The organism is Myxococcales bacterium (assembly GCA_022184915.1).
Lineage (GTDB): Bacteria > Myxococcota_A > Polyangia > Fen-1088 > Fen-1088 > JAGTJU01.
The window spans coordinates 58,006-75,360 of record JAGTJU010000009.1; the positions used below are offsets into that span (position 1 = coordinate 58,006).

Here is a 17,355-nt window from a genome sequence, read left to right on the forward strand (position 1 = left end):
TCGCCCTGGCAACAAGGCTGTCCCACTCCGCCACAGGCCACACAGCTTCTGCCGGACTCTGTCCCGGCTTGGCACACGGTGCCTGCGGCCGTGCACTTCCCATCGCAACAGGTTTGTCCGGCTCCCCCGCAAGGTGTGCACGTCGGCGAGGCTTCACCCGTGCACTGCAAGCCGGAAGCCGTGCACGCGCGCGAGGCGCAGCAGGGCTGGTTTTCCCCTCCACAAAGACCACAGCTGCCGTTGGCACAGAGCCCACCTGTCACGGGACATGTGGCATTGGCCGCGACGCAGGTTTCGCCTGCACAGCAGCCTCCGTTTGCACAGTCGTTCGCGGGGCAGCAGGCCTGTCCAGGAGCACCACACGGTTTGCAGGTACCTTGCCCGCTTCCCGCACACGTGTTGGCCGCGCTGCATACCCGATCGTCGCAGCAGGGCTGCCCCGTCGCCCCACACGCGCTGCAGAGCTTCCCGTTGCTGCAGAAGCTCCCGGCTGCGGTACACAAGCCTTCTTCACAGCACGCTTGACCCACGTCCCCACAAGGAGCCGGCGCCTGTCCCCCTGTGCCACCGGTCCCACCCGCTCCCCCGCCGGCCTTACCGCCGGCACCCGCCGTGCCGCCCGTACCGGGTATCCCCCCCATACCGAGGGTGCCGCCCGTGCCCGCGCTGCCGCCCGTGCCCGCCGTCCCCCCCGTGCCCGCGCTGCCGCCCGTGCCCGCCGTCCCGGCGCTTCCGCCACTGTCCGAGGTTCCGCCCGTGCCGCCGGTCTCCGCTTCTCCGCCTGCGCCCGCCGTCCCCCCGTCACCGAGCTCGGAAGAGCCCGCATCGCCCGGGAGGCCGTCCCCCCCGGTGCCGGGCTGCGCTTGCCCACCCTGCCCCGGGCCGCCACTTGCCCCTCCGCTACCGGGCGGCATGAAGCCCCCCCCTGCGGAGCCACCGCTCGAGGCGTCGGTCGCGCCAGACAAGCCGCTGTCGTCCGTCCCACAGCCCACGAGGACCGTACCCACGAGCAGCGCTGCACAGAGCACATGAGAACACAAGGACAATGCTCTATTCTTTTCGCCGAATTTCATAAACTTAGCCTTTCGTCAGGAATTCCTGTCAGCGTGCCTTCGTGGCGGCCAAGGGGCGAAACCTTACAGAGGCCGCGAAAAAAAAAGAGCCTCGAGCCGATTGTTTACCTGACGTTTTCCAAGCCCGAGACGGCACGGCTCCGTGGACACTCGGCCGCCTACCCCCCTTCGGGCGTCATGACGACGAACGCCCGGGACGAGCCCGAACCGCCAGGGACTCGCCGTCGCGAGGGAGGCTCAGCCTCTCAGGCGCTGGTCGATCATGGCCGTGGTGTCGTACTTGGGCGTCCCGAAGCTGTCGGTGGGGACGTCCATCGCTCTTGCCATCGAGCCCAGCAGGCCGTTGTGGGGTGTGCCCTTGAGGTCCAACCAACGTCCCGTTTTGTAGACACCCGCACTGCCAGCAAGGATGAAGGGCACCCGCACGAGGGAGTGCTGTGGGCCTTCTCCCATGTGATTGGCAAACAACAGAAGACTCGCATCGAACAACCGCGCGCCCGAGGCGCTCTTCGTGTCCTTGAAGCGCTTGACCAGATCGGCAAACACCTCGACGAACCACTTGTCGGCGGCAACCTTGCGGGTTCGCGCCTCAGGAGCGAACGGCGCGTGCACCCTGCAGGCGGATGCGCCCCCGCGCACGAATGAGAGGGACCTGCCGACATGAGGCATAAGTGGCGAGCCCCCTCCGTTCGGGAGCAAAAATCTTCACGCCCTCGACACGCCGCGCAACCAACGCGGACACAAGGCACGTCGCAACATGAATTTCGACCTGAGCCCGGGACAAGGGCGGCAGGCCCCTCCGTTGTGACGCTACGCCCCTCGTGTCAGTGTGACGCCTCATAGGTCCGGCGTTCTCGGCCTGCGAGGTCGAGCCGGTCGTGAACGACAACGGAGGGTCACGATGAGTATATTCTACGAAGAACTCGCGCCGTACTGGTCGCTCATCTCGCCGGTGGACGAGTACGCAAGCGAGGCCGACGAACTCCTTCGCCTGCTCCGCGAACGCCGGCCTTCCGCGCGGTCCTTGCTTGAGCTGGGGAGCGGTGGAGGCCACGTGGCACACCACCTTTCGCGCCACTTCGAGGCTCATCTTTCCGACCTCAGTGAAGCTATGCTTGCAAGCTCGCGGCGGCTGAACCCGCACTGCGCGCATACGGTGGGGGACATGCGCACGCTGGATCTCGGCCGCACGTTCGACATCGTCCTTGCGCACGATGCGATCGATTACATGACCACCGAAGACGATCTGCGTTCTGCTTTCGATACGGCGTGGCGCCACCTTGTGCCGGGCGGGCTCGCTTGCTTCATCCCGGACGACGTGGCCGAGACCTTCGAGCCGGGCACCGACGTCTCCGGCGGCGACGCCCCTGACGGGCGGGGGGCGCGCCTGTTCGAGTGGGTGGAGCCTGTCCGTGGGGAAGGCTCCACCGTGAACGTTCACTATGCCTTCTTGATTCGGAACCAAGACGGCACGGTGCGCTCCTACTACGAACGGCACGTCACGGGGCTCTTCCCCCGCGCCACGTGGGAGCGCCTGCTTTCGGAGCGGGGCTTCGGCGTCGAGGTCGTCACCGAGCGGACTGATGAAGACCGGACGCCGAGGCTCGTGTTCTTCGGACACAAGCCAAAGAACGACGACGTGGCCCTGCGCTGAAGCCTCAACGACGGGCAGGCGGTGGCTCTGGCTCCCCGCACTCGATGGCGCCGTCGATCGCCTCGAGACGCCACCCTTCGGCGCCACACATGAAAAGTGCCTGTTGGCCGTCGAGCCTGCACCACAGATACGAACTCCGGCAAGCCCGTCCCTCCTGGGGGCATCTCACGTTGGGGTTCACTCCCACTGGGGGCGGCGGAAGCTGCGTGGGTCCACAGCCGCCTGCGCCTCCCTCACCCCACGGGTCCCCGCCGCCTGCGCCTCCCTCACCCCGCGGGTCCCCGCCGGCTGCGCCTCCCTCCCCCCCCGGGTCCGCACCGCCTGCGCCTCCCTCACCCCACGGGTCCGCACCGCCTGCGCCTCCCTCACCCCACGGGTCCCCGCCGCCTGCGCCTCCCTCACCCCACGGGTCCCCGCCGCCTGCGCCTGCGGCCCCGCCGTACCCTCCGCCACCTTCCAACAGGTCTTGAAGGTCGACCGGCCCGCAGGCCGCCACGAGCGTAGGAAGCAGTGCGATGATGAATGTGAATCGTCGAGCGTGAAGCATGTGCAAAGGAACCTCCTGCTCCCTCTTGCCTTACGGGGGCAGCGCCTTACACGAAACGTGTCTGCCGCAGCGGGAACGGGCTACGGCGCGGGCCACACGAATAACTGAGCTTCCTCAGGACTACGCACGGGGCGCGTACCCCGTTGACGGCGATGCTCCTACACTGAAGCGCCTGGGGCAGGGGGCGGGGCGATACGGAAAAAAGAGGGCCGCGCGCGCTTCGTGCGGCCCACACGAGAGTGACAGGGAGCCAAGATGTTCAGGGCCGCCACTTTTTTTGTCGTTGTTTGCGCCGCGTGTTCCGGCGTGGTGACCGATGATGATTCCCTCGTGAGCGGGGGAGCCAATGGCGGAGACACCGCCAGCGAAGCGCCCGGGGGCGCCGGGGGCACGGGGGGCTCCCCTTCCGCGGGCACCGGTGGGACCCCGAACGCGCCCCCCACGGGCTCTCCCCGGGGCGGCACCGGGGGCCAGGCGCGAGGCGGGGCCGGGGGCCAGGCACAAGGCGGGGCCGGGTCCTCTGGCGGGACCGGCGGCACGCCCGCGGCCGGCGGAGGTGCGGGCGGAAGTTTGGTGGGTGGAATGAGGGGCGGAGGAGGCCAAGCGGGGAGCCCTCCCAAGCCCGTAGGCGCCTACGAGTGCACGATCGTCATGGGTCACGACCAGGGCAAGTGGATCGAATCCGATCCCTTTTCGAATCTTCTCGACGATGCCGGGTGGCAGCACACCATGAACGGAGGCGTGAACCACTACCGCGCGTCCGATCGGCGCGGGTGGCAGTCGATGCCGTCTTCACGGTGCACGCGTGCTTGGGACAAGCCCGATCGTCTCATCTTGATCGTGTGGGGGCATTCAGACTTCGATGCGGCGAGCGAGTGGCGTGACGTGTTGGCCGAGGTGGTGGCCACCGCCCGGAAAGAGTACCCCTCCCTTCGCCGCATCAACCTGCAGCCGGTGGCCGCGAAACCGGGATGCTCGGGATACGGCAGCGCGGATCTGCAGACCATCTTGGACGCCGGAGCGCTCTTGCGCTCTGACGTGGTGGAGCCTGGGATCCGCATCGAGGTCTCGGATTGCAAAGATATCGACGGCCTCGATCGCTTCACGTCGGACGCCGCTGCGGCTGCGTTCGCCACGAAGTTCGCGCAGCACTACGGCACCTCGAATTGACGGTCTTATCCGTGATCTCGTGAGCATCCGCGAGGGCGAACAGCACCACGTTCCGATCGTGCAGCATCGCAACGCCCCAGGCTGACGGGCTGAGGATGGGCCGGCTCAGGTCTTGCGGCCGCAAGGCAGTACGGACTCTGCTGGCAGGAGTCGGCTCAATTCGGCAGACAGTGTCTGCGAAATCATGTCGGGCGTCATAGGGTGAAGTCCCGCAGACAGTGCCTGCGAAATTCCGAGCGCGGGCCACGTGAGCACCAACCCGATTAGACCGGTCACCCCTCGAATGCCTCTGGCTTGGGAACCGCATTGCACGGCGGACGCCTTTTCGGCATCCGCAGGGGGGAGGTCCTCGGGTGGGGCACCGACGACCAGAACCACGCGGGCATCACGCCGGCCGCTATTCCCAGCGCCGTCGCAGATGCGACGAATCCAGCCGCCTTGGGGGCGCATTCCCAGATCTCCAAAGTTAGCCCTAAAGTGTTCTTGTTTGCGCTAACGTGGCGCTTTGAAAAAAGCAGCAAAAGCACCCCCCACGAAAGAGGAGCTTGACCTCAACGAAAAGGTCCGCGCTTACATGATGGCGGCGGTGCACGCTTCGTGGTGGCCAGCCGGAAGTGTTGGATGCGCTCGAGCGCATAGCCGCATTGTCGTCGCTCCCATTCGCTCATCCGCTGTTCAGTCAATCTGGAAAAAAGAGGGGTGGGAGGACAAGCTCATCGCGGCCTGTGCTGGCACGAAGCTAGCAGGGCCGCTGAAGCACCCCTACGAATCTTGGCACTGGTGGCTAAAGTGATGAGTGAACGCACCTCGGTATTCATTCAGAAAGCCGCCGTCGCCGCTGTGGCATGTTGCTGCCTGGGGGCTACTCAAGCATGTAAGCGGTCACCCGATCACCAAGCCTCAGTCGTTTCTCCCACGGCGTTGCCTGTCATAGCCCCCAAGCCCACGGAATGGTCAAAGGGACCAGACCTTTCATCCTTGCCGAATGAAGGGCAGGACCAGCGGCGTTCCACGGTGCGCGATTCGCTTCAGCCGATGGGAGCTTCCGCATTTTTAGAGCCTGCAGGAGATACGCACGTCATGGGGATGGCCCATTTTCAGGACACAGTCACCGGCATGCGTGTCACCGTCGCGGTCCAGGGGCTTGCGCCCGGGACTTACGCTCTTCGTGCCGATGAGTTCTTCTACGGGCCTCTCGAGGGAGATAGTTGCGCTGAATCGCAAAAGACCGACGTGAATGGTCAACCTGTAGTCTGGCTTTTTGGCCCTCTTGAAGCGGGAAAGGATGGCGTAGCTCGTCTGGATAGGCTGTACGAAGGAATTGGCAATGACGGCGGCCCGTACAGCGTCCCTGCGCTGCCCGTTTACAGCAAGAAAGGCGCCTTCGTGACCATCAAGCAAAAACAGTTTAGTCTCTCAGGAAGAAAGCTCACCCTTCACAAGTGGGCTGCCGATGCGCAGCCTGAACTTGGCCCACCCATCTCATGCGCAATAGTTCACAGCGACCGCACTTTCGGCGAAGCCACGTTCAAGCCGTTCCCCGGCCAACGCATCAATGGCACGGCTTACTTTGAGCAAGGTGAAGATAACCGCGCCCTGCTTGAATTGGAGCTATCGGAACTGACAGTGGGGAAACACCGTTTGGTCGTGCACGAGTTCGCCGATTGCGACAACGTCACAGCCACCGGAGTTGGCGAGCCTTACCAACCAGAAAAGGCAGAACTAGTTACCGAGCCGAATTATGGCTGGCCTTTGAAACAAGGTGACCTAGGAACATTCACGGCTGGTGAACAGGGAACTCTCAACGAAAGAAAGATCTTCCGCCATCCGCTCACCAGCGGCAGCCCGCACATCATTCGGGGCCGTGCCATCGTTGTCGAGAGGCTTGCCAATGATGCAAGCCAGAAAGCCACGCGCATTGGCTGTGGAATGGTGACAGGTTTCTGAGGACGGGTCACGCCAACGTCCGCGCCTCCATGACCCGCCTACCGGGAAACGGGGTTGAACCTGAGGAAGGGGATGTGCGCGAGGGCGGCCTTGATGCACTCGCTGATGAGGATGGTGCCTTCGCTCTTGAGGCGCGGCGACCCATTTTACGAAGTGACAGGGGGCCCTCATGCTCAAAGAGATGGGAAGGGGCGGGCTTGCCGCTTCGGCTTTTGCGATGAAGCACCCCCGATCTTTCTCCACGATGGCAATCCGGGTCCCGCCCATCGTGGCGGTTTCGACAGGAGCGTAAGCCGGCTTAGCCGTCTCCGACGAGGTGCCAGGCAGGAGCGCATCCGCCGGGGAACTTCGGTTTGTTGAAAGGTGGCTGTTCGGCTGCTTGCAGGCGGCCGCGGCCACGAACACGAAGGCGGCGCTCAGGCGAGATCCCAAAACCAAGCCTCTTGGGAAGCCGCGAAGTAAACACTAGACCTCATTGGCCGACAATATCAACCAAACAGGGTTGCGGTGACACCTCGCTGCATCGCCACGGGTTCATGGCCCACCTATCGGGAAACGGGGTTGAACCTGAGGAAGGGGATGTGCGCGAGGGCGGTCTTGATGCGCTCGCTGATGAGGATGGTGCCTGTGCTCTCGTAGAGACGGAAGAGATGAAAGCCGTAGGTCTGCGAGTCGTCGATCACGAGATCAGTGAAGATGGTGTCGAGCTTGGCTTCGCCGTCGAGGTTGACCCATTCGGATCGATTGAGGTCCGCGACCTTGAAGAGGCCAAGGATGTTGACACCGAAGTAGGGGAATTCCTTTCCGGTGTCAGTGTCGCGCATGACGGCCGGGTAGATGTCGATGTTGTCGACGCCGCTCGAGCGGAGCGCTTCGATCATTTGGGGGTTCATCAGGCACATGTACTCGTCAACCATCGGCGGTGGCTGGGGGTCGTCCCAGGGACCTGTGACGCTTATGGGGACGACGATGGGGTTCGGAGGCGATTTATCGAAGCGTTGACCCAACGCCCAGCTGCGCACACCATCGAAATCGATGCCGTCGTTGACGTCGTAGTAGACATTGTCTTCCGACATTGGATAGTCGTACATGAGGCGATAGTACATACGGGGTACCTTTCAGGTTCCAGTCGCTGCCTTGGTGGTGGACCAGGCCGAGGTGAAATAGCCGTTGCTCACCGGCCACTTTCGCACGGGGCCTCGCAGAAACATCTTGTGGACGGCGGCAAGGCGGTTGAGGCGACCGACCAGGCCATACGGCGGCCGGGACTTATCCGAAAGCTCCTTGCCGCAGATCCCGCACCTTTCCGGGGCATGCAAAGTGATCTTGTCTGCGAGGGCGCGAAGGCTTTGCTTCACCTGAGCACTGTAGATGGGGTGCGAATCGTGAAACTGGGCTCGTGCCGCGTTCATCGCGGCCATGGCGTACTCGAGCTTGAAGACGTAGTCAGACCACTTCCGTGAAAACATCGAGTCTTTGCTGACCCCGTAGTTCCCTGGCAACCACACACCATTCTGGGCTGAGTTGACGTCATAGCCGATGTCGTCGCGCACCTTGCCGCGCTTTTTCTCCATGAGATCGAGGAGCTTGGGCGTCTTGGCCAAGGAGGCATTGCCCGGGATCACGTGGTGAGCTGCCGGGGTGACCGGGGCGGTGACGGTGACCGCGTCTCCATTGACGACGTGGGGGACCTTTACCTGCCAACTTGGCCGAAATCCGAGGTTCTTGCCGAGCTTGCTGGAGTCGTTGTGTAGGTCGTTTTCGGCATCCCCCATGGAACTTGGTTGTTCGTCCAGGTCGTTTTTCTGGCTGCCGGCGGGGGGCTCCTCACAGGCCCAGCACGGCTCGTCGCTGTCCGGCGTGGCGACCAGTGCCGCTATTTTTTCACCGATTTGCATGGCACGGCCTCTTTAGGGAGCCCCGCAGTTGGCGCTGGGGGCGCCGCAGGAAGTGAAGCCGCAAGTGGGTGTGATGTTCGCAGCAGCGCTGTTGCCGTGACCCGTGGAAAGCACGCCACTTGCTGCAACGGCGCTAGAGCACGAAATGCCGCTTATCTCGTTGTCCGTCACGCTGACCCTTTCGAGCCGTGTACCAGGGGCGGGGGATTGGATGGCAATGCCGCCCCAGGGAAAGCCGGTGAAAAGCCCCGGCCCATTGCCTGACACGAGCGTCCTTTCGAGCACCAGCTTCCCACCCTCCACAAGCACCCCCCCTCCCGGGTTGTTGACGACCCTCGCGTTGTCGACCCGTAAGGTGCCACCGGTCGTCACCTTGAGGCCTGGGTCGCCCGCCTCCAGCTTGAGATCGCGCAAGTAAACCTCCCCGCCGGTGGCTTGAAAGCCAGGCCCAGCGCCACCTCGCACCAACGCCCCCGCCTTGCCCACCACGCTCACCTTCCCTGGCCCGCTCCACGTGGCCCGATCGACCGCTCCGGGCCCCTTGAGCACCACGAGCGGCTTGCCCTGCGCCTTGGCCGCGTCCACGCCTTGCTGTAGCCCACACAACGGCATGGCTGCCGAGCCTGCGCCCGGGCCTGCGGCGCACTTCGAGGGCAGGTTCTCGACGAAGACGGTGTCGGCGGCGGTGGCGCATCGGCCGTCTTCGTGGCGCATGCAAACGCCCGGGTCGGCGCCCAGCTTCGCAACGCATTCAGGGTCACCCTCGCACGCGCGGCATGCGTTGGCGGCACAGATGGGTTTGGCCGATAGCAGACAGTCGGCGCTACCCGCACACTCGACACAAAGGCCGCCCGCGCACGCGGGTGTCCCGGCACTCCTCACCTTGCACGCATCCGTTGCCGCCCCAGGAGCGTCACAGGCCGCGCACGCTCCCGCTACGCACGCCGGCGCGCTCGAGGGGCAGGCGTCGTGTGACAGACATGCCACGCACCTTCCACTGCTCGTGTCGCAAAACGGCTGGGCGCCATCAAGGGCTGCGCAGGCTCCGTCATCGGCGCAGCCACCGCAAAGCCCGGTGGCAAGGTCGCAGATGGGAGCGCCCTCGGAGCACGGCGCCTCCGTCGAGCACCCCGGCTCCCTGGCATCGCCACCACCCGTGCCGCCCATGCCATCGCCGTCAACGAGCAGCGTCGCGTCTGGTCCGGCGTCTACCCCGGCGTCGCCGCTGATGCGGGTTTCAGACTCGCACGCTGCCTGAAGCGTGATGAGTGCCACCCAGGTGAGCAGAAGCGAGGCCGCTTTACGGCGCGTGCCGGTCAGGGCGCCCATGGCCCACCTATCGGGAAACGGGGTTGAACCTGAGGAAGGGGATGTGCGCGAGGGCGGCCTTGATGCGCTCGCTGATGAGGATGGTGCCTGTGCTCTCGTAGAGACGGAAGAGATGAAAGCCGTAGGTCTGCGAGTCGTCGATCACGAGATCAGTGAAGATGGTGTCGAGCTTGGCTTCGCCGTCGAGGTTGACCCATTCGGAGCGGTTGAGGTCCGCGACCTTGAAGAGGCCAAGGATATTGACACCGAAGTAGGGGAATTCCTTTCCGGTGTCAGTGTCGCGCATGACGGCAGGGTAGATGTCGATGTTGTCGACGCCGCTCGAGTGGAGCGCTTCGATCATTTGTGGGTTCATCAGGCACATGTACTCGTCAACCATCGGAGGTGGCTGGGGGTCGTCCCAGGGACCTGTCAGCGTGATGGGGACGACGATGGGGTTCGGAGGCGACTTATCGAAGCGTTGACCCAACGCCCAGCTGCGCACACCATCGAAATCGATGCCGTCGTTGATGTCGTACCCGGCGTCGTCCTCGGACATGGGGTAGTCGTACATGAGACGGTAGTACATGCGTGTTGCCTTTCAAGATCCTGTTGATGCTTTCATGACGGACCACCTCGACGTGAAGTAGCCGTTGCTGACGGGCCACTTTCGGACGGGGCCTCGCAGAAACATCTTGTGGACGGCGGCAAGGCGGTTGAGCCGGCCGACCAGGCCATACGGTGGCCGAGACTTATCCGAAAGCTCCTTGCCGCAGATCCCGCACCTTTCCGGGGCATGCAAAGTGATCTTGTCTGCGAGGGCGCGAAGACTTTGCTTCACTTGAGCGCTGTAAACGAAATGCGAATCGTGAAACTGGGTCTGGGAAACGTTCATCGCGGCCATCGCGTACTCGAGCTTGAAGACGTAATCGGACCACTTCCGTGAAAACATCGAGTCTTTGCTGACGCCGTAGTTTCCTGGCAACCACACACCATTTTGGGCTGAGTTGACGTCATAGCCGATGTCGTCGCGCACCTTGCCGCGCTTTTTCTCCATGAGATCGAGGAGCTTGGGCGTCTTGGCCAAGGACGCATTGCCCGGGATCACGTGGTGGGCTGCCGGGGTGACGGGGGCGGTGACGGTGACCGCGTCTCCGTTGACGACGTGGGGGACCTTTACCTGCCAACTTGGCCGAAATCCGAGATTCTTGCCGAGCTTGCTGGAGTCGTTGTATAGGTCGTTTTCGGCATCGCCCATGGAACTTGGTTGTTCGTCCAGGTCGTTCTTATGGCTGCCGGCGGGGGGCTCCTCACAGGCCCAGCACGGCTCGTCGCTGTCCGGCGAGGAAACGAGCACGGCTATCTTCTCTCCAATCTGCATCTAGCCTCAGGGAGCCCCGCAGGTGGCGCTGGGGGCGCCGCAGGAAGTGAAGCCGCAAGTGCTTCCGACATCCGTAGTGCCATCACCATTGCCGGTTGCTCGAACGCCCGCGGCCTGCACGGCAGAGGAACAGGACACTCCGGAAGCCCTGTTGTCCGTCACGCTGACCCTTTCGAGCCGTGTACCAGGGGCGGGGGATTGGATGGCAATGCCGCCCCAGGGAAAGCCGGTGAAAAGCCCCGGCCCATTGCCTGACACGAGCGTCCTTTCGAGCACCAGCTTCCCACCCTCCACAAGCACCCCCCCTCCCGGGTTGTTGACGACCCTCGCGTTGTCGACCCGTAAGGTGCCACCGGTCGTCACCTTGAGGCCCGGGCCGGCCCGCCTCCACCTCCACATCCCGCAAGTAAACGCAGTCCCCGCCCGGTGGCTTGCCAGCCCAGGACCCAGCGCCGCCGCTGCACCAACGCCCCCGCCTTGCCCACCACGCTCACCTTCCCTGGCCCGCTCCACGTGGCCCGATCGACCGCTCCGGGCCCCTTGAGCACCACGAGCGGCTTGCCCTGCGCCTTGGCCGCGTCCACGCCTTGCTGTAGCCCACACAACGGCATGGCTGCCGAGCCTGCGCCCGGGCCTGCGGCGCACTTCGAGGGCAGGTTCTCGACGAAGACGGTGTCGGCGGCGGTGGCGCATCGGCCGTCTTCGTGGCGCATGCAAACGCCCGGGTCGGCGCCCAGCTTCGCAACGCATTCAGGGTCCCCCTCGCACGCACGGCATGCGTTGGCGGCACAGATGGGTTTGGCCGATAGCAGACAGTCGGCGCTACCCGCACACTCGACACAAAGGCCGCCCGCGCACGCGGGTGTCCCGGCACTCCTCACCTTGCACGCATCCGTTGCCGCCCCAGGAGCGTCACAGGCCGCGCACGCTCCCGCTACGCACGCCGGCGCGCTCGAGGGGCAGGCGTCGTGTGACAGACATGCCACGCACCTTCCACTGCTCGTGTCGCAAAACGGCTGGGCGCCATCAAGGGCTGCGCAGGCTCCGTCATCGGCGCAGCCACCGCAAAGCCCGGTGGCAAGGTCGCAGATGGGAGCGCCCTCGGAGCACGGCGCCTCCGTCGAGCACCCCGGCTCCCCAGCATCGCCGCCGCCCGTGCCGCCCATGCCATCGCCGTCAACGAACAGCGTCGCGTCTGGTCCGGCGTCTAACCCGGCATCTGCTTCTGGAAAGAGGCATCTATCCGCGACGCACATCGATCCGGTAGGGCAGTCGTTGGCCGTGTTGCAGAACCCTGGCTGCAGAACCGGCTCCCACAGGTTGCAGGCAGAGAACAGGCACACTGTCGTCAAGAGCGCCGCGAGCTTCAAAACGTTCCTCCCAAAGCGAGATACAGGCCCAGCCCCCCACCGATGAGACCCAACGCACCCACCGCGCCGGTCGTGAAACCGAAGCCCTCGTTCCGGCTCTTGCACGCTCCGTCCGCCGCTTCCTCGTCGCAGCTTCCGTGCTGCACCGCCAAAGCCACGAGAGTGGCCAAACCCGCGACCGCCAGCCCCACTCCCACAGGCCGTTGCCACGAGCGACTCGGCGGTGGCGCCTGCGCCTTGTCGCTGACAGCCGGCACAGTCACCGTGCCGGCCTGATGGGCTCGAGCCGCTTCGCACGCTCTGATCATGGCCCTCGAGATCTCTTGCTCGAGCCACACCGTACTGCAGATCTTGTCTTCGACCACTGAAGGCTCCGACACAAGAACCTTGCCGTCGGCCAAGGAGACGCTGAGCGCGTATTCACAATGTGCCCGCTCTCCCTCCGACAACGCAGCGTCAACAGTCGCGCTGAACTCGGCACGGCCACCCGGAGCTATGACAGTGCAGCCCGCAGCTGAAAGGGCCGCCGTGGACAGAGCCTGTAAGTCGATCGTTTCGCCGTAGGCTGTGAAGGGGGCGGGGCTCTCCACCACGAAGCGCGGGGCCGGCGTCGCCATCGCCCACGAAGGCGTGGCCGCCAAGATGACTGCTGCTGTGAAAAGTCTCACGAGATCTCCTGCTTGGCCCACTTATAGAACGGAACCGTCGAAACCTCCACCAACCCCCACCCGCCCTACGGGCGCGCCGGCTGCGCTGCCGACCGACGTTCCGCGATCTCTGCACGAAGCTTGAGTAGCCGCGGCTCATCCGGAAAAGTGGACAGGCCTCGCGTGGCCGCGCGTTCGGCACTGAGGAGCAGCCCCCTGGCCCAGTGGACGCGCGCCACCAGAAGGTGCGCCTCCACGGTCTCCTCTTCCTTTAGGCTGTCGTTCGCAGCATTCAAGGCCGCCACAAAGTCCCCTCCGCCCATCAGTCGCTCTGCCGCCAAGACCAGCTTGCGCGCCGCTGCGCTGGGGCTATTGGCGGGAGTCTCCACGACCGATGGCAATTCCTGGGGTGTGTCGGCTTCCGGTGCGGCCGCCGGCGCGGGCATCGCCGATGCCGGCTTGGGCACAGAGCGAGGCTGCGGAGCAGGTCGTACGGCGGTCGGGGGCACGGCCGGCGCTGGCGGTACCGGCAACGGTTGCGGCACCTCCGGGGCCTGCGGTGAGGGCACCACTTCGCGTGCAGCTGGGGGCGGGGTGGCGAGCTGTCTTCCGGGGCTGCGGCTACCTCGCTCACGCCACGCCGATACCCCGCCAAAGAGCAGCGCAATCACCAACCCCGCGAGCATACCCCAACGCCAGTGCTGGGCTCGCGACCTTGCCAGGGCCGGAACACGCTCCGTCGCCGAAACGTTTTCGTTCCTCGCGGGAACGGCGGGCATCTCCTCCGCCGCAAGCCGCAAACGGTCTTCCTCCGCTCTCTCCCTTGCCACGTCCTCGGCGAAAACCTCGCAAAGGAAAGCGGAGAGAGAGGCCGCGTCATCGTGAGCCAGCAGATGCGGCCGCAGCGCCTTCAAGAACGCGCCCGCGCCGCTATAGCGATCCTCGGGCTCCGACGCCAAAGCCGTCATCACGATCCCTTCGAGGTCCTCGGGCACCCGCTTGTTGAACTGCGACGGCCGCGGCGCCTCCGCAGGCCGGCCCTCGATGCCGCCGAACAGCCGCCGTGAGGCCAGCATTTCCCACAGCATGATCCCCACGCTGAAGATGTCGCTGCGGGCATCCAGCGGGCGCCCGGCGACGTGCTCGGGCGCTTGGTAGTTCTCCTGCCCCCACTGGCCATTCATGGCCTCCGGCGCGTGATCCCGCCACGCGCCCAGGCCCAGGTCGATGATCTTCACTGCGCCATCGAAGCTCAGCATCACGTTGGTGGGCGAGATGTCTCTGTGAACGAAACCTCGTCCGACCGCTTCGTGCAAGTGTCCCAGCCCCTGAAGGATCTCGTTCGTAATGAATAGGGCGAGGCCGATGGGAATCCGACGCCGCATCTGCGAGGCCCTCGTCATCACCTGGGCCAGGGAACGGCCCCGGATGTACTCCATCGCGAAGTAGGGCGTACCCTCGACGTCGCCAGCCTCCGTGGCAAACACGACGTTCCGATGAGCCAGCCTGGTCATCAGTTGAGCTTCGCCACGGAAGCGCGCGAGCAGCTCGGGGTTGGCGCGATCGGGCCGCATCACCTTCACAGCGCAAAGCCGACCGCCCGAGGCCGCGAGGAAGATGCGCCCCATGCCGCCTTCAGCAAGCGGCTTGAGCAGCACGTGCCTTTGGCCAAAGCGGCGGGGCAGCGGGGGTTCCGATGGATTCATTCCGCTCATCGCGCATGCCCGGTTGGCTGTACGGGCGGCCTTTCAGGGGGCTCGTCTGAGCTCCCTTTGATGAGCGCAAGGCCCGCAAGGGTCAGGGCCAGCGTCGTTGCCACGATCACGGCAGGCAAAGCCCAGCGCGGGTGACCCTTCTCTGCAGAAGCGCCGTTCCCAGGCACTGCCGATCTCAGCGGCGAGGGCCTCTCGTTCTGCCCCAGATTGGGAAGCGGCAGAACCTTGGTGTTGCCAATGGCGACAGCCTGCTTGGAAGGCGCAAAGCTTTCCTTGAAAGACACACTCATTCTGAAGCCATCGAAAGTGCTCATGTCTGCATCGCTTGGGTCCACGTAGTGATCCTGCCAATAGCCCTGGCGCTTGTGCGCCACGAAGGGCAACAGGGCCTTGCCGAAGTCGAAAACGGATCCGAAGCGCATCCTTGGATCGGAATGCATCGCGCGCAGGATCACGACCTCGAGCTCATGCGGAATGTCGGAACGCAAGGAGGTGGGGCGTACGATGCGCCCCTCGGCGATGCTGCGCAAGATGGCGAACAGGGTCGAGCCGTCGTGGGCCCGCCGGCCCGTCACGCATTCGTAGAGCACGGCACCCAGTGCGTATTGATCGGTTGCAGGGCTCGCGGGAGCCCCCGCGGAAGCCTGCTCGGGCGCCATGTACGAGGGCGTGCCGATCAGCATCTTGGCGTGCGACAGTCCCGGCGCGGCGTCGTTCAGCTGCTTCGCGATGCCGAAATCCAAGACTTTGGGCACAGTCTGGCGCCCCCCGACCCGCGCCAGGAAAATGTTGTCCGGCTTCAGGTCCCGGTGGATGATGCCCTTCTTGTGAGCTTCCGTTACGCCGGAGCTCACAGCCAACAGCACCTCCGCTGCGCGCGAACAGCTGAGGGGACCGCGCGCAAGGCGGCTCCCCAGTGTCTCGCCAGTCAAGTGCTCCATCACCAGGTAGGAGACGCCGACGTCACGGCCGTAATCGACCACGCTCACGATGTGTGGATGCTCGAGCTGCGACGCCGCTTGCGCTTCTCTCAGGAACCGCTCCTCGGCCGAGGGCTCCGCGGTCACTTCCGGCGCCAAGACCTTGATCGCGAACATCTTGGCGGCGATGCGGACATGTGAGGCTTTGAACACGGTTCCCATCGCGCCCTGTCCCAGAGGAGCTTCGAGCCGGTAGTGTGCGAGAGTGTCGCCCACGTCGACGAGGGGGTGGGGTCGTTTTTCCTGCGCAACCAGCGGCGTTGACGGACGCGGCTCTGGTGGCAAGACCTGGGTACGCGGCAGGACAGAAGGCACGACCTCGGTGTCGTGGGCGAGCGCAGCTTCGGGCGCTGGACCCGAAGGCTCCTCAGAGTGCACAACATCCTGCACAGCAGGAGCTGCCTCTTCGGGGGCAACGGCGGGCGCGTTGAGTTCTGCCATGGCCCAAGCGAGCGAGGTCGGCATCACCTCGGTCTGGTCGCTCAGCGGGCCCCGCGGTACCGGAGCCGCCGGGCCCCAGTCCCTCCCAGGCACGGCCTGCGGAGCAGACGTGGGCTCCTCGTCCGGTAGGAGGCTTCCTATTGGGGCTTTCGCGAAGGGATCAAACGCGTTCTTGTTTTTCGGGGGCCCGCGCTTGACCGAGACGCTCACGCGGCTCCCGAGCACGACGACCTGCCCAGGACGCAGACTGACGAACTCGCGTACGTTCACGGGCTTTCTGTTACCCAGGAGTGATCCGTCTCGTGAGCCGAGATCGATGTAGTGGACGGAGTCTGCGTCGAAGGTGAGTTGCCCATGTACGGCCGAGACGCCGGGGCGCCGAACGACGAGGTCGCACGCACCTTCGTCCTGGCCAAGCACGATGGGGGACGTAAGGAAGCGGTACTCGTACTCGTCTTCAGTGAGATGGTCGTACAGGGTGACGGTCAAGCCCCACGGTTGCCGCGGCTCCGCGGCTATTTCATCCCCGGGACGGGTCACCACAGCCTCGTACCTTACTTCCGAGCCAGGCGCCAGACACAGCGGATGCACGTCGGATCCCGTCGGCATCGTCCGATCCGAACAGCGCACTGCGCTAGACACATCAAGCCCCAGCACACGCGTTTGCCTCGGCGGCATCTCACCCCTTGATGCCGCCACAACGATCCCTCGCCTTCGCCCGTATCAGGGCCGAGGTTCTCGCGGCCACGTCCTGGGTTCCGAAAGGCCGCGTCACGACCTACACTGCGGTGGGAGCGCCGCTTGGCATCTCCGCCAGGCAGGTCTCCCATCTGCTGGCCACCCTCACCGACGAGGAGAGAGACCTCGTCCCGAGTGCCGCCAACCCCGCCCGGCGCCAGCTTCAAGCCGCCGAGCTCGAAGCGGACGGTGTCCGCACCGAGCCCGGGCCCTCGCCCCGGGACCTCCGAATCGAGGCCTTCGCAAGGCGCTTTTTCGACGCCTCCCTGCGAAAAGCCCAACCGGGGCCCGTGCCCCGGTACGCCGACCCCCACACCCGGCCCCGCTTCGCGCGCGCCGAGGCCTTCGGGTACCCCATGCCCCCCCAAAGCCCCGATTCATCCAAGGCGCCCCGGTAAGGGGCGGTGTGCCCGCGCCGGCCCCGCCACGGGACAAGAACTTTTTTCTGACGAACGTCTGTAAGGACGGGAGAAGAGCGGCCACTCC

Annotated in this window: 15 protein-coding genes; 4 read left to right on the plus strand and 11 right to left on the minus strand. The window is 64.9% G+C overall.

Annotated features, from left to right (window positions below):
* Positions 1–1,310: 1,310 nt before the first annotated feature.
* Complete coding sequence (locus tag KA712_24445) at positions 1,311–1,685, minus strand: hypothetical protein (protein ID MCG5056115.1); 375 nt, start codon at positions 1,683–1,685, stop codon at positions 1,311–1,313.
* A gap of 289 nt (positions 1,686–1,974) precedes the next feature.
* On the opposite strand from KA712_24445, the gene KA712_24450 reads away from it, so the two are divergent.
* Positions 1,975–2,727: a class I SAM-dependent methyltransferase gene (locus KA712_24450; protein ID MCG5056116.1), complete on the plus strand. Its 753-nt coding sequence runs from the start codon at positions 1,975–1,977 to the stop codon at positions 2,725–2,727.
* Positions 2,728–2,731: 4 nt separating this feature from the next.
* Here the strand turns inward: KA712_24450 and KA712_24455 are convergent, their stop codons facing one another.
* Positions 2,732–3,274 (minus strand): hypothetical protein, encoded by a 543-nt coding sequence (locus tag KA712_24455; GenBank protein ID MCG5056117.1) that lies wholly within the window; start codon positions 3,272–3,274, stop codon positions 2,732–2,734.
* A 330-nt stretch (positions 3,275–3,604) separates the two neighbouring features.
* On the opposite strand from KA712_24455, the gene KA712_24460 reads away from it, so the two are divergent.
* Together KA712_24460 and KA712_24465 are read left to right on the plus strand one after the other, a co-directional pair.
* On the plus strand, positions 3,605–4,444 hold the full coding sequence (locus KA712_24460) for a hypothetical protein (protein ID MCG5056118.1): 840 nt from the start codon (positions 3,605–3,607) through the stop codon (positions 4,442–4,444).
* A 792-nt stretch (positions 4,445–5,236) separates the two neighbouring features.
* Positions 5,237–6,391 (plus strand): superoxide dismutase family protein, encoded by a 1,155-nt coding sequence (locus KA712_24465; protein MCG5056119.1) that lies wholly within the window; start codon positions 5,237–5,239, stop codon positions 6,389–6,391.
* Positions 6,392–6,936: 545 nt separating this feature from the next.
* Here KA712_24465 and KA712_24470 read toward each other — a convergent pair.
* From KA712_24470 to KA712_24510, 9 genes are all read right to left on the minus strand, one after another.
* The gene (locus KA712_24470) at positions 6,937–7,482 is read right to left on the minus strand and encodes a hypothetical protein (protein ID MCG5056120.1); all 546 of its coding nucleotides are present in this window, start codon (positions 7,480–7,482) and stop codon (positions 6,937–6,939) included.
* 27 nt (positions 7,483–7,509) lie between these two features.
* Positions 7,510–8,289: an AHH domain-containing protein gene (locus tag KA712_24475; protein MCG5056121.1), complete on the minus strand. Its 780-nt coding sequence runs from the start codon at positions 8,287–8,289 to the stop codon at positions 7,510–7,512.
* A gap of 12 nt (positions 8,290–8,301) precedes the next feature.
* A complete protein-coding gene (locus KA712_24480) occupies positions 8,302–9,618 on the minus strand; it encodes a hypothetical protein (GenBank protein ID MCG5056122.1) in 1,317 nt (438 codons plus the stop codon).
* Between the two features lie 7 nt (positions 9,619–9,625).
* Positions 9,626–10,186: a hypothetical protein gene (locus KA712_24485; protein ID MCG5056123.1), complete on the minus strand. Its 561-nt coding sequence runs from the start codon at positions 10,184–10,186 to the stop codon at positions 9,626–9,628.
* 12 nt (positions 10,187–10,198) lie between these two features.
* Positions 10,199–10,954 carry an AHH domain-containing protein gene (locus KA712_24490; GenBank protein ID MCG5056124.1) on the minus strand — a complete coding sequence of 252 codons (756 nt, stop codon included), beginning with the start codon at positions 10,952–10,954 and terminating at the stop codon, positions 10,199–10,201.
* Between the two features lie 383 nt (positions 10,955–11,337).
* Positions 11,338–11,691 carry a hypothetical protein gene (locus KA712_24495; protein MCG5056125.1) on the minus strand — a complete coding sequence of 118 codons (354 nt, stop codon included), beginning with the start codon at positions 11,689–11,691 and terminating at the stop codon, positions 11,338–11,340.
* 653 nt (positions 11,692–12,344) lie between these two features.
* A complete protein-coding gene (locus KA712_24500; GenBank protein ID MCG5056126.1) occupies positions 12,345–13,016 on the minus strand; it encodes a hypothetical protein in 672 nt (223 codons plus the stop codon).
* A 65-nt stretch (positions 13,017–13,081) separates the two neighbouring features.
* Positions 13,082–14,701: a serine/threonine protein kinase gene (locus KA712_24505; protein ID MCG5056127.1), complete on the minus strand. Its 1,620-nt coding sequence runs from the start codon at positions 14,699–14,701 to the stop codon at positions 13,082–13,084.
* A 5-nt stretch (positions 14,702–14,706) separates the two neighbouring features.
* Positions 14,707–16,740 carry a protein kinase gene (locus tag KA712_24510; protein MCG5056128.1) on the minus strand — a complete coding sequence of 678 codons (2,034 nt, stop codon included), beginning with the start codon at positions 16,738–16,740 and terminating at the stop codon, positions 14,707–14,709.
* Between the two features lie 80 nt (positions 16,741–16,820).
* Here KA712_24510 and KA712_24515 point away from each other — a divergent pair, with 80 nt between their 5' ends.
* Positions 16,821–17,267, plus strand: a complete 447-nt coding sequence (locus KA712_24515) for a hypothetical protein (protein ID MCG5056129.1) — start codon at positions 16,821–16,823, stop codon at positions 17,265–17,267.
* The last annotated feature ends 88 nt before the right edge of the window (positions 17,268–17,355 follow it).

Excerpts from the sequence above, each read along its gene's own strand:
- KA712_24480 (MCG5056122.1), bottom strand. The coding sequence starts at position 9,618 with ATGGGCGCCCTGACCGGCACGCGCCGTAAAGCGGCCTCGCTTCTGCTC.
- KA712_24485 (MCG5056123.1), bottom strand. The coding sequence starts at position 10,186 with ATGTACTACCGTCTCATGTACGACTACCCCATGTCCGAGGACGACGCC.
- KA712_24470 (MCG5056120.1), bottom strand. The coding sequence starts at position 7,482 with ATGTACGACTATCCAATGTCGGAAGACAATGTCTACTACGACGTCAAC.
- KA712_24515 (MCG5056129.1), top strand. The coding sequence starts at position 16,821 with ATGCCGCCACAACGATCCCTCGCCTTCGCCCGTATCAGGGCCGAGGTT.
- KA712_24510 (MCG5056128.1), bottom strand. The coding sequence starts at position 16,740 with ATGCCGACGGGATCCGACGTGCATCCGCTGTGTCTGGCGCCTGGCTCG.
- KA712_24475 (MCG5056121.1), bottom strand. The coding sequence starts at position 8,289 with ATGCAAATCGGTGAAAAAATAGCGGCACTGGTCGCCACGCCGGACAGC.
- KA712_24495 (MCG5056125.1), bottom strand. The coding sequence starts at position 11,691 with ATGCGCCACGAAGACGGCCGATGCGCCACCGCCGCCGACACCGTCTTC.
- KA712_24465 (MCG5056119.1), top strand. The coding sequence starts at position 5,237 with ATGAGTGAACGCACCTCGGTATTCATTCAGAAAGCCGCCGTCGCCGCT.
- KA712_24505 (MCG5056127.1), bottom strand. The coding sequence starts at position 14,701 with ATGAATCCATCGGAACCCCCGCTGCCCCGCCGCTTTGGCCAAAGGCAC.
- KA712_24450 (MCG5056116.1), top strand. The coding sequence starts at position 1,975 with ATGAGTATATTCTACGAAGAACTCGCGCCGTACTGGTCGCTCATCTCG.
- KA712_24455 (MCG5056117.1), bottom strand. The coding sequence starts at position 3,274 with ATGCTTCACGCTCGACGATTCACATTCATCATCGCACTGCTTCCTACG.